This is a genomic window from Nocardioides sp. JCM 18999 (assembly GCF_055391175.1).
Genome location: NZ_AP043887.1, coordinates 1725506 through 1749714, shown reverse-complemented (window position 1 = coordinate 1749714; position 24209 = coordinate 1725506). Strand labels below are relative to the sequence as shown.

Sequence of the window (24209 nt, the reverse complement as noted above, 5' to 3'; positions counted from 1 at the left end):
CGCCATGACGAGCTTGAGCCCCGTGCGGCTGGCGGCCGGCGTCGGCGAGCAGATCGTGCTCGCCTGGCGCGCCGTTCTCGGCATCCCGGTCGCCCTGACCCACTACCGGGCCCAGATCGGCCGCGTCATCGCCGAGGTCACGCTCGGCTCCGGCTTCTTCGTCATCGGTGGTGGCGTGGTCGGGGTGGTGCTGCTGCTGTCCACCCTCACCGGCACCGAGGTCGGGCTCGAGGGGCACAACGGACTGGCCACGATCGGCCTCGCCCCGCTGACCGGGTTCATCTCCGCCTACGTCAACACCCGCGAGCTGGCCCCGATGATCGCCGCTCTCGGCTTCGCCGCCCGGATCGGCTGCGGTTTCACGTCCCGGATCGGTGCGATGCGGATCAACGAGGAGATCGACGCCCTCGAGGCGATGGCGATCCGCCCGATCCCGTACCTGGTCACCACCCGCCTGATCGCCTCCTGGGTGATGGTGCTGCCGCTCTACATCCTCGGCCTGGTCGGCACCTACCTCGCCACCGACTTCATGGTGAACGTGATCTACGGGCAGTCCTCGGGCACCTACCACCACTACTTCCGGCTCTTCGTCTCGCCGATCGACGTCTTCTACTCCGGGATCAAGGTCGTCGTCCTGACCACGCTGGTGACCTTCATCCACTGCTTCCACGGGTACGTCGCCAGCGGCGGTCCCGCCGGCGTCGGCCGCGCCACCGGGCGTGCGATCCGCGGCAGCATCGTGATGCTCGTCGTGGTCGACATCCTGCTCACGCTCCTGCTCTGGGGCCCCGACAAGCAACCGCTGATCTCGGGGTAGGGCCGACATGTCCGAGATCCTCTTCCCGCGCGCCGCCGACCGACCGGCGCTGCGCCGTCGCCTCGCCCTGCTGGCGACCGTCTTCGGGGTGCTGTTCGCGCTCTTCTCCGCCTGGCTCGGACTCTCCTTCGTCGGAGCCATCGGCGGAGACGTCACCGTCACCGCCCGGGTGGTCTCGCTGGGTGACTCCCTCGGGGTGAACTCCAACGTCAAGTTCCGCGGCCTCAAGATCGGTCGCGTCACGAAGGTCGACACCGCCCGCGACGCCGACGGGCTGTACCACGTCCACCTCACCGTCAGCGGCGACCAGGCCGGCCAGGTCCCCACGGACGTGCGTGCCCGGGTACTGCCCACCACCATCTTCGGCGCCGAGTACGTCGACCTCGTCGATCCCGACGGGTCGGGGAAGGGGCTGGAGGACGGCGACATCATCCGGGCCGACGACTCACCGGAGACCGCCCGCCTGATGGACGCGGTCACCACCACCCAGCAGATCCTCGGGGCGATCGACCCGGCCTCGATGGACGAGGCGTTGCACCAGCTCGCGACCGCCATCGACGGCAAGGGCGACGACCTCGGCCGGTTCCTGGAGCGCTCCGACGCGCTGGCCGGCCAGATCCAGGGCGCCCAGCCGACCCTGGTCGAGGACCTGAAGCTGCTCAACGAGAACCTCGCCACCGGCACCGAGATCGAACCGCAGCTCGCCCAGACGCTGTCGAACTCGCTCCCGGTGGCGAAGACCATCTCCGACCGCGCCCAGAAGATCGACACCCTGCTCGCCTCCGGCACGAAGCTGGTCGACCACGTGGGCACGTTCCTCGCGGACCACGGTGGTGAGCTCGCCCAGTTCCTGAACGCGTTGGCGCCGACCTACACGGCGTTCGTCGGCGGGATCAAGCCGTTCACCGCCATCCTGCGCGGAGCCGCGCCGGTGCTGCACAACGGCGCGACCGCGATCTCGAACCACGCCATCCAGATGTGGGCCGACTTCGCGTTCGACCGGCCGAAGAACTACACCGCCCGGGACTGCCCCACCTACGGCACGGTCAAGGGGAGCAACTGCCGATGAGTCGTCGACCCCTCGCCGCGCTGCAGCGCACCCGCGGCCCCCTGATCGGCGTGATCGCCTTCGCCTGCGTCGCGCTGCTGCTCACCAGCCTGGTCGCCGGCACCCTGATGAAGGGCGTCGACGGCGAGACCGAGACCTACACCGCGATGTTCACCGACACCACCGGTCTGACGAAGGGCGACGACGTCCGGATCGCCGGTGTCGCCGTCGGCACCGTCCAGGACATCTCGCTCGACGGCACCCACGCCAAGGTCGTCTTCGACCTGCAGAGCGACCAGCAGCTCACCACCGGGACGACGGCCACGATCGACTTCCTCAACCTGATGGGGCAGCGCTACATCTCGCTCGAGTCCGGCAGTGTGCCAGGCAGCGCCACCGCTGAGGCGACCCGGGTCGCGGCCCTGAAGCCCGGGTCCACCATCGGCCTCGACCACACCGACACCGGCCTGGACCTGACCGCGCTGTTCAACGCCTTCAAGCCGGTCTTCGACCTGATCCAGCCCGAGGACATCAACCTGCTCGCCGACAACCTGATCAAGACCCTCCAGGGTCAGGGGCCCACCCTCCGCGACCTGACCCGGCAGGTCGCGGATCTGACCGGCACCCTCGCCGACCGCGACGAGGTGATCGGGCAGGTCGTGCAGAACCTGACCACCGTGACCACCACCCTCGACACGCACCGCACCGAGATCACCTCGATGGTCACCGACCTCAACCACCTCACCGGCACGGTCGCGGACAACACCGAGCAGATCGGGGCGACGATCGACGGCGTCCAGTCGATGGTGACCAGCTTCTCCGACCTGGTCGAGACCGGAGGCGACGACGTCAACGCCGACGTGGACAGCCTGCGCAGCTGGTCGGCATCGTTCGCGAAGCAGGCGCCCGCCCTGAAGAAGGCGCTGTACTGGACCCAGGACCTCGTCACCGGCTACATCAAGACCCTCGGGGCCGGCAGCTACCTCAACACCTACGTCTGCGACTCCTCGCTGCAGGTGCTCGGCGGCGGCCCGACGATCCCCTTGCTCAAGGGGTTCCCGAGCTCGGCGAGGTGCCAGCGATGACCCGCCGGCTGCTCTACGTCCTGGTGGCGATCGCGTTGGTCCTGACCGCGGTCAAGGTCGGTCCCCAGGTCTTTCCGAACGACGCCACCTACGTCGCCGAGCTGCCCGACGCGGCCGGCATCCGTCCCGGCGACGACGTCCGACTCGCCGGCGTGCCGGTCGGATCGGTGACCGACCTCGAGGCGGCCAAGGACCGGGTCGAGGTGACCTTCACCGTCGAGGACGGTGTCGACGTCCCCGCCGACACGAAGACCGAGGTCAAGCTCGCCTCCCTGCTCGGCCAGCGCTACCTCAACCTGACCCCGGGCGACGGCGACCTGCTCACCAGCGGCGCCAGGATCGGCCTCAAGAACGCCGTCGGCAGCTACACCCTGGAGAGGTTCTGGCTGGACAACTCCGGCACCCTGGACGGATTGGACAAGGCGAAGCTGTCGGCCGCCGTGGACGTGCTCACCCGCGACCTCAGCGGCGATCCGGGCACCACCCAGGCCGCACTGGACGGCATGACCCAGGTCGCCGCGATGGCGAACAAGCGCAACGACCAGATCACGGAGCTGGTCTCCTCGACCCGACGGATCACCGACCAGGCGGTCGCCCAGCGGGCCCAGCTGACGTCGCTGCTGACCAACGCCGATGCCGTCTTCGCGATGATCGAGGAGCGCAAGGACGCCATCGACGCGCTGCTGCGCGACAGTCGGGCCCTCGTCGTCCGCCTGACCGCGATGGCCGAGCGGAACCAGGCGCCGATGAAGGCCGCGCTCAGCCAGCTGCACACGATCCTCGGCACTCTCGCGACGAACCGCGAAGCGCTGGCCAAGACACTGCAGCTCGCCGAGCCGGCGCTGCGGCTCTACGTCAACGGTGGCGGTGACGGTCCGTGGCTCGGCGTCAACGCGCCCTACCTCGTGCTGCCCGACAGCCTGTGGTGCCTCGTCAGGAGGGACATCGGATGCAAGTGACCCGCTACCTCCGCCCACTGCTGGCAGGACTGCTGGTGATCGCACTGCTCACCGTCGGTGCCGTCACCTGGCGCGCCCTGGACGGTGACGACACCCTTGAGGTCACCGCCGACTTCGCCGACACGACCGGGCTCTACGTCGGCAACGAGGTCGACTACCTCGGTGTCCCGGTCGGGGAGGTCGTCGCGATCACGCCGGCCGGAACCACGATGAAGGTCCGGATGCGGATCGACGCCGACAACTCGGTGCCGCAGAAGGCTCAGGCCGAGATCCTGCAGTCGGCCCTCCTCACCGACCGGTTCGTCCAGCTCGGCCCGACCTACACCGACGGTCCGACCATCACCGACGGCGCCCACATCACCGCCGCCGACACCCGATCGCCGATCAACATCGACGACCTGTCCACGGCGATGGACGAGCTCGTCGTGGCCCTCGACAGCAGCGGGCCGAAGGACAAGGACGTCGGCGACCTGCTGCACGTCGGAGCGACCACCCTCGACGGCAACGGACGGAAGATCGGCGACCTGCTCGCCTCCAGCCGGGAGGCACTGAGCCACGTCAACGCCAACGGACCCGACCTGGCGGCGATCACCTCGAACCTCGCGGTGCTGTCCACCACCCTGGCCAAGCGCGACGCCACCGTGCGCCGGTTCACCCGGAACCTCGACACCGCCTCCGGGGTGCTCGCCGAGCAGACCTCCAGCATGAGCCAGACGATGTCCTCCCTCAGCCGCCTCACCACGGAGGTGTCGGCGTTCATGAAGGCGAACCAGGACAAGCTGGGCGCCACCCTCGACGACGCGGCCGCGGTCGCGAGGACCATCCAGAGCGAGCAGGGCAAGCTCGCCAGGATCTTCGACTACCTGCCGACGGGGGCCGAGAACATCTGGCGGGCCTACAACCCGAAGGTGGAGGCGATCCGGGTCCAGCTCGCCGCCCGTGACTCGGCGGTCTTCAACGCCAACGTGCGGCTGGAGTTCTGCTCGGCGATCCTCACCCCGCAGGTGTGCACGCTGTTCTTCGGCAGCGACGGCAACGGTCTCGGAGGCGGTCTGCTCGACGCCATCGAGGGCCTGATCCCGGCGGGGCTGTGATGAGACGGCTCCTGCTGGCCGGCTTGGCGCTGGTCGTGTGCGTGCTCACCGGCTGCTCGCTGCAGAGCGTTCCGCTGCCCGGGGTCGTCAGCGGGCCGACGTACCCGGTCACGGTGGAGTTCCGCAGCGCCCTCGGTCTGCCGGTCCAGGCCTCGGTCAAGCGCGACGGCGCGATCATCGGCGAGGTCACCAGGATCACCACCAAGAACTACCTCGCCCGGGTCGAGATGGCGATCTCGACCGACGTGAAGCTGCCCACCGGTGAGCAGGCCCAGATCCGGTTCAGCTCCCCGATGGGTGAGGCGTTCATCGAGCTCTCCGATCCCACGACGACGCGCGCCGTCTCGACGGGGACGCTCAACCCCGGTGACGTCATCCCGGTCTCCGCGACCGAGGACTCGGCCAGCGTGACCGACCTGCTCGCCTCGGTCTCGACGCTGATCACGGGCGGGGCGTTCGCCGACATGAAGGTCGTCATCGACCAGCTCAACGTCGCGCTGACCGGACGCAGCGACACGGTGCACAGCCTGCTGGCCCGGTTCGACGCGAGCCTGGCGACGATGAACGCGCACACCGCCGAGTTCGACTCCGCGCTGGACCGGCTCGCCGTGTTCAGCCGCCAGCTGGCGCGGGACAACGACCTGCTCGCCGACTCCCTGACCACGATGACACCGGCCATCCACACCCTGGCCGAACAGCGTCAGGACCTGCTCACGCTCGCCGGTGAGCTGCGACGGCTCGCACGCGTCGGGACCCGGACGATCGAGCAGAGCCGCACCGCGATGCTCTCGGTGATCAAGGACCTCGCCCCGATCCTCGACACGCTGACCGCCAACGAGGGGACCTTCAAGCCGATCTTCGACGGGATCCAGGCCTTCGCCTCCCAGACCGACAGTGCGATCCGCGGCTCCTACCTGAACTTCGACCTCCGGATGCGGGTCAACGAACAGGTCTTCACCAGCGCCAACCCGGTCGAGACCCTGGCCAGTCTGCTCGGACTGCCCGGGGACCTGCTGACGGAGCCTGGCCGATGAGCACGCCGATGACCCGCCGTGTGCACACCGCGCAGATCCTGCTGATCCTGATCGTCATCGTCGGCGCTCTGATCGTCGGACGCCAGATCGTGACCGGCTCGATGTTCAGCCGGGCGTACACCGTCACCGTCGACCTCCCCGGAGCGGCCGGCCTGCACCAGCACTCCGACGTCGCCTACCGCGGTCAGCACATCGGCACCGTCGACGCCGTCGACCTGACCGCGACCGGGGTGCGGGCCACGCTCGCGATCAACAGTGGCGTCAAGCTGCCCACCGACACCGAGATCGTGGTCGCCAACCTCTCGGCCGTGGGGGAGCAGTACGTCGACTTCCGACCGCGCACCGACTCTGGCCCGTTCATCCTCGCCGGGGCGAAGCTCCGTGCCGGCGAGGAGGCGCTGCCGCTGCCGACGTACCAGCTCCTGGCCCACGTGCAGAAGCTGCTCGGCCGGATCGACGTCAAGGACATCCGGACCATCTCCCGTGAGATGTCCGCGATCTTCGACAACGAGGACGTCGACGTGGCCGCCCTGGCCGCTGAGATGGGCGACACCCTCGACCTGCTCGAGCAGCTCACCCCCGACGTGATCACGGCGCTGCAGCAAGGGCAGGTGCCGCTGCGCACGATGTCCGAGCTGACGCCGGAGATCAAGGACTTCGTCGCCAACGCGGTCAGCATCACAGCCCAGCTCAAGAAGGCCAACCCGATCCTGGCCCGGCTGATCGACCAGGGCGCCCTGCTGGTGTCGGTGATCGACGGCCAGTTCACCCAGCTGGAGCCGTCGCTCGCGAGCCTGCTGAAGTCGGGGACGCCGGTCGCCGAGATGGCTCGCGACCACCTGCCCGGCCTCAAGCACTGGTACACCTACGGCCCGCTCCAGTTCCAGGCGATGGCCGCCTCGACGGCCGGCGGGCACGCCCACGTCATCCTCGCCTTCCGGGTGCCGCAGAACTGCCACTACGGACCCGACGTCTCGCCCTACAGCGAGCGCGCCGAGATCAACCTCGACGCCCGCTGCACGACCGAGAAGCCGGCCATGCAGCAGCGCGGCTCGCAGTACGTCCCCCGCCAGTGACCCCGCCCAGGAACAGGACCGATTGATGGACTTCAACATGCCCGACTCAGCGCTCGCCGTGCGTGAGGGCGTCGCCGCGGTCGCGGCGAAGTACGACCACGCCTACTGGTCGCGCTGCGAGGACGAGCACCGCTTCCCGCACGAGCTCTACGCCGATCTCGCCGCTGGTGGCTGGCTGGGTCTGACCGTCCCCGAGGAGTACGGCGGCGGGGGACAGGGCCTGCTCGAGCTGGTGATCGCCAACGAGACGTTGTGCGCTTCCGGCGGGACCGCGGGCGCCTACATCTACATCACCACGCCCGGCTTCGGTGCCACCACGATCACCCGGCACGGCACGGAGGCCCAGAAGCAGGCGATCCTGCCCGGACTGGCGACGGGAGCGACCCAGTTCTGCCTCGCCCTGACCGAGCCCGACGCCGGCAGCAACGCGCTGGAGATCACCACCTCAGCCCGCCGCGACGGCGACGAGTTCGTGCTCAAGGGGCAGAAGGTCTGGATCTCCAACGTCGAGAACGCCGACTGGATGGTTGCCGTCACCCGCACGGTGCCAGCCGCCGAGGCCCGGCCGCGCAGCTCCGGGATCACGCTCTTCCTGGTCGACGTGACGCAGGCGCTTGCCGACGGCACCCTGGTCTTCCAACCCATCCCCAAGCTCGGGTCGAACATCATCGCCTCGAGCCAGGTCTTCCTCGACGACGTCCGGGTCCCCGCGGCGAACGTGATCGGTGAGGTCGACCAGGGCTTCGCGGTGCTCTGGGACGTGCTCAACCCCGAGCGGATCCTCGCCGCCGCGGGTGGCATCGGGACCGCGCTCGCCGCCCTCGACGTGGCGTGCGACTACGTCCGCGAGCGCGAGGTGTTCGGCCGACCGATCGGGGCGAACCAGGGGCTGCAGTTCCCCTTGGCGCAGATCAAGGCCAAGACCGAGCTGGGCCGGCTGATGACCTACAAGGCCGCCTGGCTCTTCGACCAGGGGCTGGCCTGCGGCAACGAGGCGAACGTCGCGAAGCTCACCGGCGCCCAGGTGGCCTGGGAGGCCGCCAACCAGGCGTTCCAGTGCTTCGGCGGCATGGCCTACAGCAAGGAGTACCCGGTCGAGCGTCTGTTCCGTGACGCCCGGATCGGCAAGAACATCCCCGTGTCCGAGGAACTGGTCCTCGCGCACATCGGCACCCAGATGCTGGGCCTGCCGAAGAGCTACTGAGCCCGAACTAGCTGAGGAGACAACGATGGACGTCCTGAACGAGCGCGAGCTGATCGACAAGCAGATCGCCGGCCTGACCATCCCCGCCGCGCTGGCCGAGACCGCCGCGACCCAGGGGGAGACCCCTGCCTACTCCGACCGGCACACCCCCGACGGCACCGGCTGGCGCACCATCACCTGGGGCGACTTCCGCGAGCAGGCGCTCGACCTCGCCGCCGGCCTGATCGGCCTCGGCCTCGAGCCGGGCGAACGGGTCTGCATGATGGCCTCGAGCCGGATCGAGCACGCCCTCACCGACGCCGCGGTGGTGCACGCCGGCGGCGTGCCGATCTCCGTCTACGCGACGCTGTCGCCGACCCAGGTCGCCTGGTACGCCAAGCACGCCGGCCCGAGCGTGATCCTGCTCGAAGGCGCCGACCAGCTCGAGCGCTGGACCGAGGCGCTGGCCGACCCCGAGCTCCGCGCCGGGATCAAGGCCGTCGTCGTGCTCGACCCCGCTGCGGCCGGCGAGCACACGGTCTGGACCGACGTCGCGACCGCCGGCGCCGCGCGCCGCGCCGCCGACCCGTCGGAAGTGGCGGCCCGGGTCGAGGCGATCACCATCGACGACCCGGTGACGATCCTCTACACCTCCGGCACGACCGGGGACCCGAAGGCCGTGGTCCTCACCCACCACAACGTGCTCTTCGAGGTGGTCTCCTCCACCCAGGCCGGCGGCCTCGTCGGACCCGGGATCACGCTGTCCTACCTGCCGATGGCGCACATCGCCGAGCGCGTCCTCGGCCTGTACGTGCCGCAGGTCCACGGCGGCCACGTCCACTTCATCGCCGACCCGACCCAGCTCGCGGCCACCCTCGGCGAGGTGCGACCCACCCGCTTCTTCGGGGTGCCCCGGGTGTGGGAGAAGATCCAGGCCGGCATCTCGGGGCTGCTCGCGATGGAGCAGGACGAGGCCAAGAAGGCCGCGATCGCCGCAGCGTTGGACACGGGCCGGCGCTACATCGAGTCCCAGCAGTACGGCCGGACCACCCCACCTGAGCTGGCCGAGGAGTTCGCCGCCGTGGACGCCGCGGTGCTCGCCCCGATGCGGGGCATGCTCGGGCTGGACCGGGCCGAGTGGACCGCCAGCGCCGCCGCGCCGATGCCGCCGAGCGTGGCCGCGTTCTTCGCCGGACTCGGGCTCAAGATCCTCGACGTCTACGGGATGACCGAGACCACCGCCTCGCTGGCGGCGGTCACCCCGTCGGCCTTCCGGATGGGCACGGTGGGCCGGGCGCTGCCCGGCATCGAGATCCGCCTCGCCGACGACGGTGAGATCCTCGCCCGTGGTCCGATCGCCACCCCGGGCTACGACCAGAACCCGAAGGCCACCGCCGAGCTGGTCGACGCCGACGGCTGGGTGCACACCGGCGACATCGGAACGATCGACGCCGACGGCTTCCTCCAGGTGATCGACCGCAAGAAGGAGATGATCATCAACTCCTCGGGCAAGAACATCGCCCCGACCGTGATCGAGAACTACCTCAAGGAGAGCCCGCTGGTCGGGCACGCCATGGTGGTCGGCGAGGGCCGCAACTACCTGGTCGCGCTGATCACCCTCGACGGCGAGATCGCCCCGCGCTGGGCGGCCTCCCAGGGCATCGAGACCGCCGACCTCGAAGCGCTCGCCCGGCACGAGGCGGTGCTCGCCGCCATCGGCGCAGCGGTCGAGTCCGCCAACGCACGCCTCTCCCGGCCGGAGCAGATCAAGAAGTTCGAGCTGCTCCCCGTCGAGTGGACCGCGGAGTCGGCCGAGCTGACCCCGACGCTCAAGCTGAAGCGGCGGGTGGTCACCGACCTGTACGCCGACGTCGTCGAGCGGCTCTATGACAACTGACGCGGCGCGCGTCAGGACGACGCTCCCGGCCCGACCGCTCGGGCCGGGAGCCGTCGCCTGGTACGCGGCGAGCGATCAGCGGATGCTGCTGCTCGCCGTCCGCGCCCTCGTGCTCCAGGTCGCCCACCCGATGGTCGGCGCCGGTGTGGCCGCCTACTCGGTCTACAAGACCGACCCCTACGGTCGGCTGTGGCGCACGACGCTGTCGGTCCTGGACCAGGTCTTCGGCGGGGCCCGCGCGGCCGAGGAGGGTCAGCGGCTGGTGCGGATGCACGCCGAGATCCGGGGGAGTGACGCCGCCGGTCGCCGGTACAGCGCCCTCGACCCGGGCGCGTACCTGTGGGTGCACGCCACCATGTTCGAGACCTGGCGGCTCTTCCTGCGCGAGTACGGACCCGGGCTCACCGCGGCCCAGGAGGACCAGCTCTTCGACGAGTGGCACCGGATGGGACTGCTGATCGGCGTCCGACCCCGGGTCCTGCCGGGCTCCGTCGCCGAGTTCGACGCCTACTGGGCCGAGATGGTCCCGACCCTGGAGAACAACGAGGTCGTCCAGGACCTGCTCTACTACGCGCCCGGGCCGGCCTGGTTGACCCGGTCGCTGCTCCGCCGCCAGCGCGCCGTGGTCTCCGAGACCCTCGACGCCGACTTCGTGGCGCGGATCGGGCTGCGCCGTACGTCGGCGACGGCTGCGACCCGCCGCCGGGTGCGGTCGGTGGCCCGTCTCCTGGGTCACCTGCCCCGACCGTTGCTGCAGAACCCCTTGGCCCTGCGCGCCATGCGCCGCACGGCGCACGACCCTCGCACGTTGCCCGAACCCGTTCCCTACCCCGCAGGAGCACCAGCATGAGCATCGACCAGACCACCGGAACCTCCGCCCGCCCCGGCTGGGTCGACGACGCCGTGATCGCGGACCTGGCCCGCTGGGTCACCCGTGACCCGCACGGCAGCGCCGAGCCCGTCGTCGCGCTCTCGCCCTACGACCGCGCTCCGATCGCCGAGCTGCCCGCCTCGACCGTCGCCGACGTCGAGGCCGCCGTCGCCCGGGGTCGCGGCGCGCAGCGGGCGTGGGAGATCACCCCGCTGGCGCAGCGCAGTGGAGTCGTCCTCGCCTTCCACGACCTGCTGCTCGAGCGTCAGGACCAGGTCCTCGACCTGATCCAGTGGGAGACCGGCAAGGCCAGGTTCCACGCCTGGCAGGAGGTGGCGCAGGTCGCCACCATCGCGCGGCACTACGGGCGCAAGGCGAAGAGCTACCTCGCCGACCACCACGTCCGCGGGATGGTGCCCGGCCTGACCAAGGTGAAGGAGGTCCGCGTCCCCAAGGGGGTCGTCGGCATCATCTCGCCGTGGAACTACCCGCTCTACCTCGGCACCGGTGACGTGCTGCCCGCACTGTTGGCCGGCAACGCGGTCGTCTCCCGGGCCGACTCGCAGACGGTGCTGACGATGCTCTGGGCCCGCGCCCTGATGGCCGAGGCCGGTCTCCCGACCGACCTGTGGCAGATCGTGATCGGTCCCGGCCCGGAGGTCGGCGGCGCGATCATCGACAACGTCGACTTCATCTGCTTCACCGGGTCGACCGCCACCGGTCGTGGGATCGCCGAGCGGGCCGGACGCCGGCTGATCGGCGCCTCGCTCGAGCTCGGCGGCAAGAACCCGTTGATCGTGCGGGCCGACGCCGACCTGGTCAAGGCGGCCGAGGGCACCGTCGTGGCGGCCTTCGCGAACACCGGCCAGATGTGCATCCACATCGAACGGGTCTACGCCCAGGACGCCGTCTACGAGCAGTTCCGCGACGAGCTGGTCAAGGCCACGGTCGCGCTCACCATCGGGCAGACCTACGACTACTCCGTCGACCTGGGCACCCTGGTCTCGCCGGCGCAGTTGGAGACGGTCAGCGCGCACGTCGCCGACGCGGTCGCCAAGGGCGCCACCGTGCTCACTGGCGGCAAGGCCCGGCCCGACCTCGGGCCGCTCTGCTTCGAGCCGACCGTGCTCGAGGGCGTCACCGAGGAGATGACGGTCTACGGCAACGAGACGTTCGGTCCGGTGATCTCGCTCTACCGCTACCAGCGCGACTCCGACGCCCTGGCACTGGCCAACGAGGGCACGTACGGCCTGTCGGCCTCGATCTGGTCGAAGGACGCCCAGGCAGCCGACCGGTTGGCCCCGCGGATCCGGTCGGGCTCGGTGAACATCAACGACGGTGCCGCCGCCGCGGCCGGCAGCATCGAGGCCGGCATGGGTGGCATGGGGGAGAGCGGCCTCGGTCGTCGGCACGGTGCCGAGGGGATCAAGAAGTACACCGAGTCGCAGACCGTCGCCTCGCAGCGGCTGATGACGCTCGGTCCGCCCCCGAAGCTGGGCGTGGAGGGCTTCGTGAACCTGACCAACAAGCAGCTCGCCCTGCTCAAGAAGCTGGGTGTCCGATGACGGCCGAGATCCGCGAGCGGTTCGACGCCCTGCGGGCCGGCCCTGCCACGGTCGAGGAGCTCGACGCGCTCTGGGCCGAGCTCCGGCCGGCGGTCGCGGCCGACCTGCTCGGGTCCTGGCGCGGCTTCGCGTTCTCCACGGGACATCCGATCGAGGAGCTTCTGGTCGCCTCCCGCTGGCACGGGAAGCGGTTCGACGCGGTCGACGACGCCCAGCCGCTGGTCTGCGTGGGCGAGGACGGGGAGCTCTACGACGAGACCGTCCGCGGGGGAGCGAGCCTGTGGAACGTCGAGTTCCGTGGCGAGACCACCGCCACGATGGTCTACGACAAGGCGCCGATCTTCGACCACTTCAAGGCCGTGGACGACACCACCCTGATGGGGATCATGAACGGCAAGCCGGCCGTGGTCCTCGTCGACGGACAGCACTTCTACTTCGGCCTCGAACGCGAGTAGCTCGGGTCCACCCACTCAGCAGGTGATCCGCCGGTTTCCTTCGGCGGACACCCCTTGACCCATTTTTGAATTCGAATACGATTATGAAAACGACGAGGAAGGGACGCCCATGAGCAGCGCCGTGATCGAGAACGACCGCCCCCTGTACGACGACGACCACCAGCACGTCCGCGAGACGGTGCGCGCCTTCGTGGACAAGCACGCCAAGCCGAACGCTGAGCGCTGGGCGGCCGAGGGCAAGGTCGACAAGTGGCTCTTCGAGGAGGCGGCCAACGCCGGCATCCTGGGGTTCAACATCCCCGAGGAGTACGGCGGCGCCGGGATCGACGACTTCCGGTTCAACGCCGTCATCGGTGAGGAGTTCAGCCGGCACCCCGTCTCGGACGGTCTCGGTGGGATCAGCCTGTCCAGCGACATCACCATCCCGTACTTCGTCGACCTGACCAACGACGAGCAGAAGGCACGCTGGCTCCCGGGGATCGCCGCCGGCACGCTGGTGACGGCGATCGCGATGACCGAGCCCGGCACGGGCTCCGACCTCGCCGGCATCCGCACCTCGGCGGTCCGTGACGGCGACGAGTACGTGATCAACGGATCGAAGGTGTTCATCTCCAACGGCCAGAACGCCGACCTCGTCGTGGTCGCCGTCCGGACCGGCCCGCACCCGCACCAGGGGCTCAGCCTGATCGTCGTCGAGGCCGACCGCCCGGGCTTCAGCCGCGGACGCAACCTGGAGAAGATCGGCCTGCACGCGCAGGACACCTCGGAGCTCTTCTTCGAGAACGTCCGCGTCCCTGTCGCGAACCTGCTCGGCGAGGAGGGATCAGGCTTCCTCGGCCTGATGCAGAACCTGCCCCAGGAGCGGATCTCGATCGCCCTCGGCGCCGTCGCCGCCGCGGAGGGCGTGCTGGAGCGCACCTTGGAGTACGTCAAGGAGCGTAGTGCGTTCGGCAAGCCGATCGGCTCCTTCCAGAACACCCGGTTCGAGCTGGCCGAGCTGGTCACCGCCGTCCGGGTCAGCCGTTCCCACGTCGACGCCCTGATCGCTCAGCACGCCGAGGGCAAGCTGTCGGCCGTCGACGCCGCCGCTGCGAAGTTCTGGTGCACCGAGCAGTACGTCACCGTGGTCAACCGCTGCCTCCAGCTGCACGGCGGCTACGGCTACATGCAGGAGTACCGGATCGCACAGGACTACCAGGACTGCCGGATCACCACGATCTACGGCGGCACCACGGAGATCATGAAAGAGATCGTCGGCAAGGACCTGGGACTGTGAGCGCGATCCGGTACACCCGTGACGCCGCGGGCATCGTCACCCTGGTGATGGATGACCCCGACGCCCCCGTCAACACGATGAACGACCACTTCGTCGGTTCGCTGCGACTGACCCTCGACCGACTCGAGGCTGAGCGCGACGAGATCACGGGCGTCCTGCTCGCCTCGGCGAAGAAGAGCTTCTTCGCCGGCGGCGACCTGGAGAAGCTGCGCTCCCACGACCCGGCCAACGACGCCGAGGAGCTGCGTCACCTCGACCTGATGAAGAACGACTTCCGCCGGTTGGAGACGCTGGGCCGACCGGTCGTCGCCCTGATCAACGGCACCGCTCTCGGCGGTGGCTACGAGGTCGCGCTGGCCACCCATCACCGGATCGCCGCCGACGTCCCGGGCTCGCTGCTGGGCCTGCCCGAGGTGAGCCTGGGACTCTATCCGGGCGCGGGAGGAGTCAGTCGGGTCAGCCGCCTGCTCGGGCTCGCGAAGGCGCTCGCAGAGGTCATTCTGCCGGCCCGGATGTTCACCCCGACCGAGGCGCTCGAGGTCGGCCTGGTCGACGAGCTGGTCGGGGACGTGTCCGAGCTCGAGGCGCGGGGGCGCGCCTGGATCGCCGCCCACCCCGACGCTGCGCAGCCGTGGGACCGCCCGGGAGCGTCCGCCCCAGCGGCACAGGAGACGGCGGCGTACACCGCGATCCTGGCGGCGGCCGAAGGAGCGACCGTCGACATCGACGCCGCACTCGCGATCGAGTCGCGTCACCTCGTCCACCTGCTCGGGCAGCAGGTCACCAAGGACATCATCACCGAGCGGTTCTTCAACGTTCGGCGGAACCAGAAGGGAGCGGACCGTGCCTGAGCTGCGCACACGCTTCACCGAAGCGGTCGGGATCCAGTACCCGATCGTGCAGGGCGGGATGATGTGGGTCGGCCGGGCCGAGCTCGCCGCGGCCGTCTCCGAAGCCGGGGGTCTTGGCATGATCACCGCACTCACCCAACCCACCCCGGCCGACCTGGTCGTCGAGATCGAGCGGGCGCGCAAGCTCACCGACAAGCCGATCGGGGTCAACCTGACGATCCTGCCCTCGATCACCCCGCCGCCGTACGACGAGTACCGGCGGGCGATCGTCGACGCGGGGATCACGATCGTCGAGACGGCCGGGTCCAGCCCCGAGCCGCACATGGACTTCTTCGGGGCGCACGGGGTCAAGGTGATCCACAAGTGCACCAGCGTCCGGCACGCGGTCAAGGCGGAGAAGGTCGGCGTCACCGCCGTCTCGATCGACGGCTTCGAGTGCGCCGGTCACCCCGGTGAGGACGACATCCCCGGGCTGGTGCTGATCCCGGCGGCGGCCGACGCGCTGTCGATCCCGTTCATCGCCTCGGGCGGCATCGCCGACGGTCGCGGGTTGGCCGCGGCGCTCGCGCTGGGTGCCGACGGGGTCAACATGGGTACGCGGTTCCTCTGCTCGGAGGAGTCCGACATCGCGCGGTCGGTCAAGGAGCAGATCGTCGCCAACAGCGAGCTCGACACCAACCTGATCTTCCGCACGCTGCGCAACACCGCGCGGGTGGCGAAGAACTCGGTCAGTGACGAGGTCGTGGAGATCCTCAACGCCGGCGGTCAGTTCCCCGACGTGCAGGCGCTCGTCGCCGGATCACGGGGACGGAAGGTCTTCGAGGACGGGGACCTCGAGGCCGGGATCTGGTCGGTCGGCCTGGTGCAGGGCATCGTCCGCGACATCCCGCCCGCGGGGGAGATCGTCACCCGGATGGTCGCCGAGGCACACCGGACGCTGACGGCCAACCTGGCGCGCTTCTCAGGCTGAGGTCGACTCGCTCTGATCCACGCCGGCCTGGGCGTGCTTCCCGTGCGGGAACGTGCCCAGGCTGGCCAGGTCGTACCCGTGCGGGTAGGACTTGATCTTCTTGAGGTCCTCGGTCCGCACCGGCTTGCGCCGCGGCGGCAGCAGCGCGACGAACCGGGCCCGCAGGCGCAGGCCGGACTCGGCGGCCCTGCGGACCCACTCCGGCGGGTCCGAGTAACCGAACGCCCGCAGCAGCGGCTTGTCCATCAACGCCTTGCTGAACAGCGGCATGAACCAGCTGATCGGCTTGGGGTAGAACTCCGAGAGCAGTGCGAGGGTGGAGTCGGCCACGGCGCGACCACCGCCGTCGTAGGCGAAGTTCGCCGCTTCGTACTCATCCATCAACGTCGCGAAGCCGTCGTACGTCTCGGGGACGTCCTTGATCCCCATCCGCCGGCCGAGCGCCTGGTAGTAGCGGACGCTGGCCAGCAGCTCGGCGTCGGTGAGCTGACGCCATCCGTAGTCGGCGATCCACCGCGCCGGCACCACCACGAACGTCGACAGCACGTAGCGCATGTCGTCGTTCGGGATGTCGTAGCTGTGGTGCATCTGGTTGACCCGCCGCAGACCGGTCTTGCCCTCCGGACTGTCCAGGCCGTGCTCCAGCGGAGCGGCCAGCAGCAGCGCGGTGTCGTCGTACCGCTTCTGGGTGTGGTCGATGAAGGCCCGGGTCTGGAACAGCAGACGGCCGATGCTCGGGACGGCGTAGGTGCGGAAGAGTGCGAAGCTCAGTGCCTGGTTGGAGTCCCACGGGAACTCGTAGGACAGGAGGTTGGTGTAGATCTCCTGGAAGTCCTGCTCCGGATCGAGCCCAGCGTTGCGATCCGGCCGCTGAACGAAGAGAACCATGACACCTCCACTGTCGACGTTCATCCGACAGTAGCGCCTTTCAGATGCGCTCGAACAGGTCCTTCGTCCGGGCGATGAGGTCGTCCAGCGCCGCAGCGGCCCCGGGGCTGGCGGGGCCCATGTCGATGAATCCGTGCACCATGCCGTCGTAGCGGACCAGCTCCACCGGGACGTCGGCCGCCTCCAGCGCGGCGGCGTACGCCTCGCCCTCGTCGCGCAACGGATCGAACTCGGCGGTCAGGACGAGGGCCGGCGCGGTGGCTCCGATCGTCTCGGGTGTGGCCCGCATGGGGGAGTGCCAGAGGTCGTCGAGCGCGGCGTCGTCGGGCACGTAGTGATGGAAGAACCACTCCATCGTGGCCATCTCGAGGAAGTAGCCCTCACCGTTCTCCTCGCGCGAGGGATAGCTGCCGCTCGGGTCGGTGACCGGGTAGATCAGCACCTGGGCGTCGACCAGCTGTGGGCGCTGCTGGGCCACGACCGCGGCCAGGTTGCCACCGGCGGAGTCGCCGGCGACGGCCAGGACGTCGCTGCCGCCGAAGACGGCGAGCTGGCCCGCGACCCACTTGGTCGCCATCAGGCAGTCCTCGACCGCGGCCGGGAACTTCGCCTCGGGCGCGAGCCGGTAGTCGAACGAGACCACCACGGCACCGGTGCCGGTGGCGAAGCGGCGGCAGGTCTGGTCGTGGGTGTCGAGGTCGCCGACGACGAAGCCGCCGCCGTGGAAGTAGAGCAGCGTCGGACGAGGTCCCTCGCCCTCGGGCCGGTAGACCCGGGCCGGGCGCCCGACGATCTCGATGTGCTCGACCTCGGCCACCGGGACCTGGTTCTCCGGGGTGACCAGGTCGATCGTCATCGCGCGGGTCGCGCGGCGCGCCTGGGCCGGGGTGCCGGCATGCATCGGCGGGTACGCAGCGGAGTTGATCAGGTCGAGCAGGCCAGCGATTCCGGGGTCGAGAGGCATGGCCCCGAGCATGCCACCTCAGGCGGTGTCGGGGGTGCGTTGCCGGTTGCGCAGGCTCCAGATCCCCCACACGCCGACACCGATCGGGATCGGCAGCCAGAACGAGAAGAGGCGGTAGAGCAGGGTGCCGATCACGGCGGTGTCGGTCGGAACGCCGATCACGACGAGCAGACCGGTGAGGCCCGCGTCGACGAACCCGAGGCCCCCGGGGGTGAGCGGGATGAAGGTCAGGGCCTGCGCGACGACGTAGGCGACGAGCACCTCAGAGGCACGCACGTGAGCCCCGAAGGCGACCAGGGCCGCGACCAGGGCGGCGAAGTCGAACATCCGGTTCGCGGTCGCGGCCAGGACGGCCTGCAGCCACTGGCCGCGGAACGCCTCGACCAGGCGGTCGCGCTGGGCCAGCAGCGAGGCCTCGACCTTCGTGGCGGTCGCCGACCGCTTGAACAGGTGGACGACGTGTCCGATGCCGCGTCCGACGGCGGCGACCGCGCGGCGCCACGTGAAGGCGACCACGCCGATGCTGACGGTGACGATCGCGAGGGCGAGCGAGAACAGCAGGCCGAGCTGGAGCTGGTGCGGCGGCGGTGGGCCGACGATCAGCGCGGGGATGACCAGCACGGGGAGCAGCAGCAGGACGGCGCTGGTGAGCAGGTTGGAGGCGGTCAGCCCGGAGACCACCGCACCGGAGGGCTGCCCTGCCGTGATCAGGACCTTGCCCTGCACCACGCCGCCCATCGCGATGCCGCCGGGCACCACCTTGCTGGCGGCGTTGCCGGCGAGCTGGGCCGCGGCGGTCGTGCCCCAGGTCAGTTCCGGGGCCGCTTCGACGCCCGCGGCCTCCTCCTCGACCGTGATCGCGATCCGAGCCAGCCACCACAGTCCGGCCAGGCTGCAGGTCTCCAGGACGCCGAGGATGACGAACCACGGAACGTCCACGTCGGACAGGCGCGGCCACGCGTCGAACATGGTGAGCATGCTCGGCAGGACCAGGTAGATGCCGAACCCGGTGGCGCCCAGGGCGACGGCGCGCCAGCTCCACTGCCGGATCAGGCTTGCGGTGCGCGAACGTTCGTCGTCGGCCATGACCCTGATTATGTCGGCCAGGTCCACCGGTATGCTCGGGCTCGCCAGTGCGGGAACCCGGTGAGAATCCGGGACTGACGCGCAGCGGTGAGGGTGACGGGCGGAGCATGCCAGCGATGGCAGCCACTGGACACGACGAAGGTCGGGTCCGGGAAGGCGCTCCGTTCCGGTCGATCCCGAGTCCGAAGACCTGCTGGCCCTAGCGGCGTCCGCCGCCAGGTCACGTTCGGACTCCGCGACAGAGTCCCTGACCGGATGGGTGTTCCATCGATGTCTTCGCTCCGAGATCGTGCCGACCGCTGCCCCGGGGTGCTGCGCCCGTGGCCGGCTGAGGACGGCCTGCTGGTGCGGCTGCGCCTGATCGGTGGCCGGATCACCACGGACCAGCTCCTCGCCCTCCTCGACGTCGCGGAGACGTACGGCGACGGACGGCTGCGTCCGACCACGCGGGCGAACCTCCAGCTCCGTGCGCTGCCCGGCGGGGAGTCGCTGAGCCCGGAGGTGGTCGCGGCGATCGAGGAGACCGGCCTGCTGCCGAGTCGCACCCACGAGCTGGCCCGGAACGTGATGGTCTCGCCGCAGAGCGGTCTGGCCGGCGGGCGGGCGGACCTCCGACCGGTCGCGGCCCGGTTCGATGCGCTGCTGCGCAGCAACGCCGACCTGGCCGGGCTGCCCGGTCGGTTCCTGGTCGTGCTCGACGACGGTCGCGGCGACCTGGTGTCCCAGAGCTCCGACCTGGCCGCGGTCGCCCTGGACGAGGACTCGGTGCAGCTGAGAGTCGGCGACTCGTGGGGTCCGGTCGTGCCGATCGACGCGGCCGCGGCCGCGCTGATCACCCTGGCCGAGGTCTTCGCCCACGTGCGTGGAGCCGGTCCGGACGCGCCGTGGCACATCGCCGAGCTGACCGTGCCGCTCCTCGAGGCGGCCACGCCGGACCCGCGGCTCCCCACTGCTGCGCCCACCCTGCCCTTCGGCACCGTCCCCGGCGGACGGCACGTGGAGGTGCCCGAGACCGGGCTCGCCCGCGCTGCCGTGGTTGACCTCATCGCGGACGTCGACCACCTGATCGTCACCCCGTGGCGGGGCATCCTCGTGCCGGAGGACCACCGATGAGCACCGCAACCCGCCCGCCCCGCCGCTACGAGTACGTCGACTCCGGACCGGCCATCTACCTCGACTCGTTCGCGACCATCCGGCGCGAGGCCGACCTGTCCGCGATCCCGGCCGACGCGGAGAAGCTCGCGGTCCGGATGATCCACGGCAGCGGGCAGGTCGACCTCGCCCGCGACCTGGTCGTGCACCCCGACCTGGTCCGCGCGGCCCGGGCCGCGCTGGAGGCCGGGGCCCCCTTCCTGTGCGACGCGACCATGGTGGCCACCGGCGTCACCCGATCCCGGCTGCCCGCCGACAACGACGTGCTCTGCTTCCTCAACGACCCTCGAGTGCCCGACCTGGCGCGGGAGTGGTCGACCACCCGGACCGCAGCGGCGGTCTCGTTGTGGGAGCCGCACCTCGAGGGCGCCGTGGTCGCGATCGGGAACGCCCCGACCGCGCTGTTCCACCTGCTCGAGATGCTCCTCGACGGCGCCCCGCTCCCGGCGGCGATCGTCGGCTGCCCGGTCGGCTTCATCGGCGCTGCCGAGTCCAAGCAGGCCCTGGTCGAGTTCGCTGCCACGTCGGGCATCGACATCCCCTACGTCGTCGTACGAGGTCGGCGCGGTGGCTCCGCGATGACCTCCTCGGCGCTCAACGCACTGGCCCAGGAGCAGGAATGACCGGCCACTTCTACGGCGTCGGCGTCGGGCCCGGCGATCCCGAGCTGATCACCCGCAAGGGCGCGCGACTGATCGAGTCGGCGCCCGTGGTGGCGTTCCACGCCGGGGTCGGCAAGGAGTCGAACGCCCGCCGGATCGCCGCCTCCCTCTTCCGTGCCGACGTGATCGAGGAACAGCTCACCTATCCGGTGACCACCGGCGACACCGACCACCCGGGTGGGTACGCCGGCGCGTTGGCCGCCTTCTACGAGGAGTCCGCCGCCCGGCTGGCGGTGCACCTCGACGCCGGCCGTGACGTCGTGCTGCTCTCCGAGGGCGACCCGCTCTTCTACGGCTCCTACATGTACATGCACGACCGACTGGCCGAGCGGTACCCGACGGAGGTCGTGCCCGGGATCCCGGCGTTCCTGGCCGCGACGGCGACCACCGCGGCTCCGCTCGTGCGGCAGACCGACGTGCTGACCGTGCTGCCCGGGACCATGCCCGAGCCCGAGCTCGCGCGGCGCCTGGCCGACACCGACGCGGCGATCATCATGAAGCTCGGTCGGACCTTCCCGGCCGTCCGTCGCGCGCTCGAGGCCGCCGGACGCCTGGAGCACGCGCTCTACGTGGAGCGGGCCTCGATGCCCGCGGAGCGATGGCTGCCGGTGGCCGACGTGGCCCCGGAGACGGTGCCGTACTTCTCGCTGATCGTCGTGACCGGTGACTCGCTCCACGGCGCGCGCTCCCGCACGACGCAGTCGGTGGAGCCCGTGGTGAGCGTGGAGGGTCCGGCCGCGGAGCTACTCGTCGTCGGGCTCGGGCCCGGTCCGGACGCGTGGCTCACGCCGGAGGTCTCGGCCGCGTTGGCCGAGGTCGACCACGTCATCGGATACGGCCCGTACGTCGCCCGCGTCCCGCAGCGACCGGGACTGACCCGGCACGCGACCGGCAACACGGTCGAGGTCGACCGCGCCCGGCACGCGTTGGAGCTGGCGAAGGCGGGCGAGAGGGTCGCGGTCGTCTCCGGCGGCGACGCCGGGGTCTTCGGGATGGCGGCTGCCGTCTTCGAGGCGGCCGAGGACCCGGCGTACGCCGACGTGCGGGTGCGGGTGCTGCCCGGAGTCAGCGCGGTCCAGGCGGTCGCGGCGCGTGCCGGAGCACCGATCGGCGCCGACTTCGCGGTGGTCTCGCTCTCCGACCGGTTGAAGCCGTGGGAGGTGGTCGAGCGGCGACTCCGAGCGATCGCCGAGGCCGACCTGGTGCTGGCGATCTACAACCCCGCCTCGCGGACCCGGGTCTCCCAGATCGAGACGGCGCAGCAGGTGCTGCTCGAGCACCGCAAACCCGACACGGTGGTGATCGTGGGGCGCGACGTCGGCCGGGCCGAGGAGTCGATCACCGTGACCACCCTGGCGGAGCTGGATCCGGCGACGATCGACATGAAGTGCCTGCTGATCATCGGCGCCGAGTCCACCCGCGTCAGCCCGGCTGGGGTCTGGACGCCTCGCTACGTCGACGGGTTCCTCCGGTGACCGTTCACTTCGTCGGTGCCGGCCCCGGTGCGGCCGACCTGCTGACGGTCCGCGCCACCCACCTGCTCGGCGCGGCGGACGTCGTCCTCTACCCGGGGACCTACCTGGATCCTGAGGTGCTCGCGCACGTGAGCGGTGAGGCGAGCCTGGTCGACACCCAGGGGTTGGACCTCGACCAGATCACCGAGCACCTGGTCACCTCGTCGCGGGCGGGTCGGTCGGTGGTCCGGCTGGCGTCAGGAGACCTGTCGCTCTACTCGGCGCTGTCGGAGCAGACCCGACGGCTCGACGCCGCCGGGGTCGCGTGGGACGTGACGCCCGGTGTTCCGGCCTATGCCGCCGCAGCCGCCGCGGTCGGGCGCGAGCTGACCGTGCCGTTGGTGGCGCAGTCGGTCGTCCTCACCCGCACCCAGGCGCGCTCGACCGCGATGCCCTCAGGTGAGTCGTTGGAGGCGTTCGCCGCGACCCGTGCGACGTTGGTGCTGCACCTGGCGATCACCCGGATCCGGTCGTTGATGGGGGAGATCGAGGCGTCGTACGGCGCGGGGTGCCCCGTCGTCGTGGTCCACCGCGCCTCCCAGCCCGAGCAGCGCGTCCTGCGCGGGACGGTCGGCACGATCGCGACCGCGGTCGAGGCGGCCGACCTCCGCCAGGCGGCGGTCATCCTCGTCGGCTGGGCGCTCGATCCCGATGCGGCGAACGGCGAGGTGGGGGAGTCCTTCCTCTACGACGCGAACCGCGATCGGGCACGATGGCGGAATGGACAGCGAGACTCGGAGCTACCGCACCGGAACCCGTGAGACGGTCCTCGACCTGACGCACGACTGCGCCCAGTTCGTCGCCGGGGCGGGCGACGGCCTGCTCCACGTCTTCGTGCCGCACGCCACGGCTGGCATCGCGATCCTGGAGACGGGCGCGGGCAGCGACGACGACCTGCTCGGCGCCCTGTCCGAGCTGCTGCCTGCGGACGACCGCTGGCTCCATCGCCATGGGTCCCCCGGCCACGGCCGCTCGCACGTGATGCCCGCCCTGATCCCGCCGTACGCCACGGTGCCGGTGATCGACGGCCGCCTGATGCTCGGGACCTGGCAGTCGATCTGCCTCGTGGACCTGAACGTCGACAACGTCGACCGGACGGTCCGGTTCAGCTTTCTCGCCGGCTGAGAGCCTGGATCCGGCCCGGCATCGGCTGCGATGCTGTCAGCACGTCCCACCACTGAAGGAGCAGCCATGCGCCAACTGATCGTCACCGCCTTCGTCTCCGTCGACGGGGTCATGGAGGCGCCGGGCGGTGAGGCCGGGTACCGCAACGCCGGCTGGACGTTCAAGGACATCGAGTTCCTCCCGGAGGCCTACGAGCTCAAGGGACGCGAGCAGACCGAGGCGGGGGCGCTGCTGATGGGGCGGATCTCCTACGAGGCCTTCGCGCCGATCTGGCCGACGATGGTCGAGGAGTTCGCCGGCTACAACGCCATGCCGCGGTACGTCGTCTCCACGACGCTGGAGCAGGAGGACCCCGGTTGGCCCGCGACGATCCTGCGTTCCCTCGATGACGTGGCTGCGCTCAAGGAGACCGAGGGCGGGCCGATCTCGGTGCACGGCAGCGCAACGCTCGGGCAGAGCCTCGCCGACGCGGGCCTGGTCGACCGCTACCACCTGCTGGTGTTCCCGACACTGCTCGGCGCGGGGAAGCGGCTCTTCAGCGAGGCCGACAAGGACAGCACGAAGCTCCAGCTCGTCGAGCACGACACCTATGCGAACGGCATCCAGAAGCAGATCTTCGACGTCGTGCGGTAGGTCC

At 70.3% G+C, this 24209-nt stretch carries 24 protein-coding genes and 1 riboswitch; of the genes, 21 read left to right on the top strand and 3 right to left on the bottom strand.

Annotated features, from left to right (window positions below; genetic code table 11):
• Positions 1 to 4 precede the first annotated feature (4 nt).
• From ACZ5J1_RS08505 to ACZ5J1_RS08435, 15 genes are all read left to right on the top strand, one after another.
• Positions 5 to 817 carry an MlaE family ABC transporter permease gene (locus ACZ5J1_RS08505; RefSeq protein ID WP_464564337.1) on the top strand — a complete coding sequence of 271 codons (813 nt, stop codon included), beginning with the start codon at positions 5 to 7 and terminating at the stop codon, positions 815 to 817.
• Positions 818 to 824: 7 nt separating this feature from the next.
• Positions 825 to 1886, top strand: a complete 1062-nt coding sequence (locus ACZ5J1_RS08500) for an MCE family protein (protein WP_464564335.1) — start codon at positions 825 to 827, stop codon at positions 1884 to 1886.
• Positions 1883 to 2950, top strand: coding sequence for an MCE family protein (locus tag ACZ5J1_RS08495; RefSeq protein ID WP_464564334.1), 1068 nt, complete (start codon positions 1883 to 1885; stop codon positions 2948 to 2950). The genes ACZ5J1_RS08500 and ACZ5J1_RS08495 overlap by 4 nt, the downstream gene beginning before the upstream one ends.
• On the top strand, positions 2947 to 3909 hold the full coding sequence (locus ACZ5J1_RS08490) for an MCE family protein (RefSeq protein ID WP_464564332.1): 963 nt from the start codon (positions 2947 to 2949) through the stop codon (positions 3907 to 3909). Before ACZ5J1_RS08495 ends, ACZ5J1_RS08490 begins: the two co-directional genes overlap by 4 nt.
• Positions 3900 to 5003, top strand: a complete 1104-nt coding sequence (locus ACZ5J1_RS08485) for an MCE family protein (RefSeq protein WP_464564330.1) — start codon at positions 3900 to 3902, stop codon at positions 5001 to 5003. Before ACZ5J1_RS08490 ends, ACZ5J1_RS08485 begins: the two co-directional genes overlap by 10 nt.
• Positions 5003 to 6037, top strand: coding sequence for an MCE family protein (locus ACZ5J1_RS08480; RefSeq protein WP_464564328.1), 1035 nt, complete (start codon positions 5003 to 5005; stop codon positions 6035 to 6037). Before ACZ5J1_RS08485 ends, ACZ5J1_RS08480 begins: the two co-directional genes overlap by 1 nt.
• On the top strand, positions 6034 to 7113 hold the full coding sequence (locus ACZ5J1_RS08475) for an MlaD family protein (RefSeq protein WP_464564326.1): 1080 nt from the start codon (positions 6034 to 6036) through the stop codon (positions 7111 to 7113). Before ACZ5J1_RS08480 ends, ACZ5J1_RS08475 begins: the two co-directional genes overlap by 4 nt.
• A gap of 25 nt (positions 7114 to 7138) precedes the next feature.
• A complete protein-coding gene (locus tag ACZ5J1_RS08470) occupies positions 7139 to 8317 on the top strand; it encodes an acyl-CoA dehydrogenase family protein (protein ID WP_464564324.1) in 1179 nt (392 codons plus the stop codon).
• 25 nt (positions 8318 to 8342) lie between these two features.
• Positions 8343 to 10193 carry an AMP-dependent synthetase/ligase gene (locus ACZ5J1_RS08465; RefSeq protein ID WP_464564322.1) on the top strand — a complete coding sequence of 617 codons (1851 nt, stop codon included), beginning with the start codon at positions 8343 to 8345 and terminating at the stop codon, positions 10191 to 10193.
• Positions 10183 to 11043 carry an oxygenase MpaB family protein gene (locus tag ACZ5J1_RS08460; RefSeq protein ID WP_464564320.1) on the top strand — a complete coding sequence of 287 codons (861 nt, stop codon included), beginning with the start codon at positions 10183 to 10185 and terminating at the stop codon, positions 11041 to 11043. The genes ACZ5J1_RS08465 and ACZ5J1_RS08460 overlap by 11 nt, the downstream gene beginning before the upstream one ends.
• Positions 11040 to 12629: a succinic semialdehyde dehydrogenase gene (locus ACZ5J1_RS08455; RefSeq protein WP_464564318.1), complete on the top strand. Its 1590-nt coding sequence runs from the start codon at positions 11040 to 11042 to the stop codon at positions 12627 to 12629. The genes ACZ5J1_RS08460 and ACZ5J1_RS08455 overlap by 4 nt, the downstream gene beginning before the upstream one ends.
• Positions 12626 to 13084, top strand: a complete 459-nt coding sequence (locus tag ACZ5J1_RS08450) for a DUF4334 domain-containing protein (protein WP_464564316.1) — start codon at positions 12626 to 12628, stop codon at positions 13082 to 13084. Before ACZ5J1_RS08455 ends, ACZ5J1_RS08450 begins: the two co-directional genes overlap by 4 nt.
• 109 nt (positions 13085 to 13193) lie before the next feature.
• Complete coding sequence (locus ACZ5J1_RS08445; RefSeq protein WP_464564314.1) at positions 13194 to 14360, top strand: acyl-CoA dehydrogenase family protein; 1167 nt, start codon at positions 13194 to 13196, stop codon at positions 14358 to 14360.
• Complete coding sequence (locus ACZ5J1_RS08440; protein ID WP_464564312.1) at positions 14357 to 15211, top strand: enoyl-CoA hydratase/isomerase family protein; 855 nt, start codon at positions 14357 to 14359, stop codon at positions 15209 to 15211. Before ACZ5J1_RS08445 ends, ACZ5J1_RS08440 begins: the two co-directional genes overlap by 4 nt.
• Positions 15204 to 16181, top strand: a complete 978-nt coding sequence (locus ACZ5J1_RS08435; protein ID WP_464564310.1) for an NAD(P)H-dependent flavin oxidoreductase — start codon at positions 15204 to 15206, stop codon at positions 16179 to 16181. Before ACZ5J1_RS08440 ends, ACZ5J1_RS08435 begins: the two co-directional genes overlap by 8 nt.
• On the opposite strand, the gene ACZ5J1_RS08430 is transcribed toward ACZ5J1_RS08435, so the two are convergent.
• The 3 genes from ACZ5J1_RS08430 to ACZ5J1_RS08420 are packed head-to-tail and all read right to left on the bottom strand — an operon-like array spanning position 16173 to position 19119.
• On the bottom strand, positions 16173 to 17069 hold the full coding sequence (locus tag ACZ5J1_RS08430) for an oxygenase MpaB family protein (protein WP_464564308.1): 897 nt from the start codon (positions 17067 to 17069) through the stop codon (positions 16173 to 16175). The genes ACZ5J1_RS08435 and ACZ5J1_RS08430 overlap by 9 nt on opposite strands.
• Before the next feature lie 40 nt (positions 17070 to 17109).
• The gene (locus tag ACZ5J1_RS08425; protein ID WP_464564306.1) at positions 17110 to 18033 is read right to left on the bottom strand and encodes an alpha/beta hydrolase; all 924 of its coding nucleotides are present in this window, start codon (positions 18031 to 18033) and stop codon (positions 17110 to 17112) included.
• A gap of 18 nt (positions 18034 to 18051) precedes the next feature.
• On the bottom strand, positions 18052 to 19119 hold the full coding sequence (locus ACZ5J1_RS08420) for a lysylphosphatidylglycerol synthase transmembrane domain-containing protein (protein ID WP_464564304.1): 1068 nt from the start codon (positions 19117 to 19119) through the stop codon (positions 18052 to 18054).
• A 7-nt stretch (positions 19120 to 19126) separates the two neighbouring features.
• A riboswitch (cobalamin riboswitch) is annotated at positions 19127 to 19331 on the top strand.
• A 58-nt stretch (positions 19332 to 19389) separates the two neighbouring features.
• Here ACZ5J1_RS08420 and ACZ5J1_RS08415 point away from each other — a divergent pair.
• The 6 genes from ACZ5J1_RS08415 (at position 19390) to ACZ5J1_RS08390 (ending at position 24205) form a co-directional block, all read left to right on the top strand.
• Positions 19390 to 20232 carry a nitrite reductase gene (locus ACZ5J1_RS08415; RefSeq protein ID WP_464564302.1) on the top strand — a complete coding sequence of 281 codons (843 nt, stop codon included), beginning with the start codon at positions 19390 to 19392 and terminating at the stop codon, positions 20230 to 20232.
• Positions 20229 to 20894: a precorrin-8X methylmutase gene (locus ACZ5J1_RS08410; RefSeq protein WP_464564300.1), complete on the top strand. Its 666-nt coding sequence runs from the start codon at positions 20229 to 20231 to the stop codon at positions 20892 to 20894. The genes ACZ5J1_RS08415 and ACZ5J1_RS08410 overlap by 4 nt, the downstream gene beginning before the upstream one ends.
• On the top strand, positions 20891 to 22408 hold the full coding sequence (locus ACZ5J1_RS08405) for a precorrin-2 C(20)-methyltransferase (protein ID WP_464564298.1): 1518 nt from the start codon (positions 20891 to 20893) through the stop codon (positions 22406 to 22408). The genes ACZ5J1_RS08410 and ACZ5J1_RS08405 overlap by 4 nt, the downstream gene beginning before the upstream one ends.
• Positions 22405 to 23208: a cobalt-precorrin-4/precorrin-4 C(11)-methyltransferase gene (locus tag ACZ5J1_RS08400; RefSeq protein WP_464564296.1), complete on the top strand. Its 804-nt coding sequence runs from the start codon at positions 22405 to 22407 to the stop codon at positions 23206 to 23208. Before ACZ5J1_RS08405 ends, ACZ5J1_RS08400 begins: the two co-directional genes overlap by 4 nt.
• Positions 23168 to 23572, top strand: coding sequence for a secondary thiamine-phosphate synthase enzyme YjbQ (locus tag ACZ5J1_RS08395; protein WP_464564294.1), 405 nt, complete (start codon positions 23168 to 23170; stop codon positions 23570 to 23572). The genes ACZ5J1_RS08400 and ACZ5J1_RS08395 overlap by 41 nt, the downstream gene beginning before the upstream one ends.
• 66 nt (positions 23573 to 23638) lie before the next feature.
• The gene (locus tag ACZ5J1_RS08390) at positions 23639 to 24205 is read left to right on the top strand and encodes a dihydrofolate reductase family protein (protein WP_464564292.1); all 567 of its coding nucleotides are present in this window, start codon (positions 23639 to 23641) and stop codon (positions 24203 to 24205) included.
• Positions 24206 to 24209: the final 4 nt, after the last annotated feature.

Bases quoted from the DNA above. Each gene is read 5' to 3' on its own strand.
- ACZ5J1_RS08460 (WP_464564320.1), top strand. From the start codon at position 10,183: ATGACAACTGACGCGGCGCGCGTCAGGACGACGCTCCCGGCCCGACCG.
- ACZ5J1_RS08495 (WP_464564334.1), top strand. From the start codon at position 1,883: ATGAGTCGTCGACCCCTCGCCGCGCTGCAGCGCACCCGCGGCCCCCTG.
- ACZ5J1_RS08425 (WP_464564306.1), bottom strand. From the start codon at position 18,033: ATGCCTCTCGACCCCGGAATCGCTGGCCTGCTCGACCTGATCAACTCC.
- ACZ5J1_RS08405 (WP_464564298.1), top strand. From the start codon at position 20,891: ATGACCGGCCACTTCTACGGCGTCGGCGTCGGGCCCGGCGATCCCGAG.
- ACZ5J1_RS08450 (WP_464564316.1), top strand. From the start codon at position 12,626: ATGACGGCCGAGATCCGCGAGCGGTTCGACGCCCTGCGGGCCGGCCCT.
- ACZ5J1_RS08475 (WP_464564326.1), top strand. From the start codon at position 6,034: ATGAGCACGCCGATGACCCGCCGTGTGCACACCGCGCAGATCCTGCTG.
- ACZ5J1_RS08480 (WP_464564328.1), top strand. From the start codon at position 5,003: ATGAGACGGCTCCTGCTGGCCGGCTTGGCGCTGGTCGTGTGCGTGCTC.
- ACZ5J1_RS08415 (WP_464564302.1), top strand. From the start codon at position 19,390: ATGTCTTCGCTCCGAGATCGTGCCGACCGCTGCCCCGGGGTGCTGCGC.
- ACZ5J1_RS08485 (WP_464564330.1), top strand. From the start codon at position 3,900: ATGCAAGTGACCCGCTACCTCCGCCCACTGCTGGCAGGACTGCTGGTG.
- ACZ5J1_RS08410 (WP_464564300.1), top strand. From the start codon at position 20,229: ATGAGCACCGCAACCCGCCCGCCCCGCCGCTACGAGTACGTCGACTCC.
- ACZ5J1_RS08430 (WP_464564308.1), bottom strand. From the start codon at position 17,069: ATGGTTCTCTTCGTTCAGCGGCCGGATCGCAACGCTGGGCTCGATCCG.
- ACZ5J1_RS08490 (WP_464564332.1), top strand. From the start codon at position 2,947: ATGACCCGCCGGCTGCTCTACGTCCTGGTGGCGATCGCGTTGGTCCTG.
- ACZ5J1_RS08505 (WP_464564337.1), top strand. From the start codon at position 5: ATGACGAGCTTGAGCCCCGTGCGGCTGGCGGCCGGCGTCGGCGAGCAG.
- ACZ5J1_RS08500 (WP_464564335.1), top strand. From the start codon at position 825: ATGTCCGAGATCCTCTTCCCGCGCGCCGCCGACCGACCGGCGCTGCGC.
- ACZ5J1_RS08395 (WP_464564294.1), top strand. From the start codon at position 23,168: ATGGACAGCGAGACTCGGAGCTACCGCACCGGAACCCGTGAGACGGTC.
- ACZ5J1_RS08470 (WP_464564324.1), top strand. From the start codon at position 7,139: ATGGACTTCAACATGCCCGACTCAGCGCTCGCCGTGCGTGAGGGCGTC.
- ACZ5J1_RS08420 (WP_464564304.1), bottom strand. From the start codon at position 19,119: ATGGCCGACGACGAACGTTCGCGCACCGCAAGCCTGATCCGGCAGTGG.
- ACZ5J1_RS08445 (WP_464564314.1), top strand. From the start codon at position 13,194: ATGAGCAGCGCCGTGATCGAGAACGACCGCCCCCTGTACGACGACGAC.
- ACZ5J1_RS08390 (WP_464564292.1), top strand. From the start codon at position 23,639: ATGCGCCAACTGATCGTCACCGCCTTCGTCTCCGTCGACGGGGTCATG.
- ACZ5J1_RS08455 (WP_464564318.1), top strand. From the start codon at position 11,040: ATGAGCATCGACCAGACCACCGGAACCTCCGCCCGCCCCGGCTGGGTC.
- ACZ5J1_RS08465 (WP_464564322.1), top strand. From the start codon at position 8,343: ATGGACGTCCTGAACGAGCGCGAGCTGATCGACAAGCAGATCGCCGGC.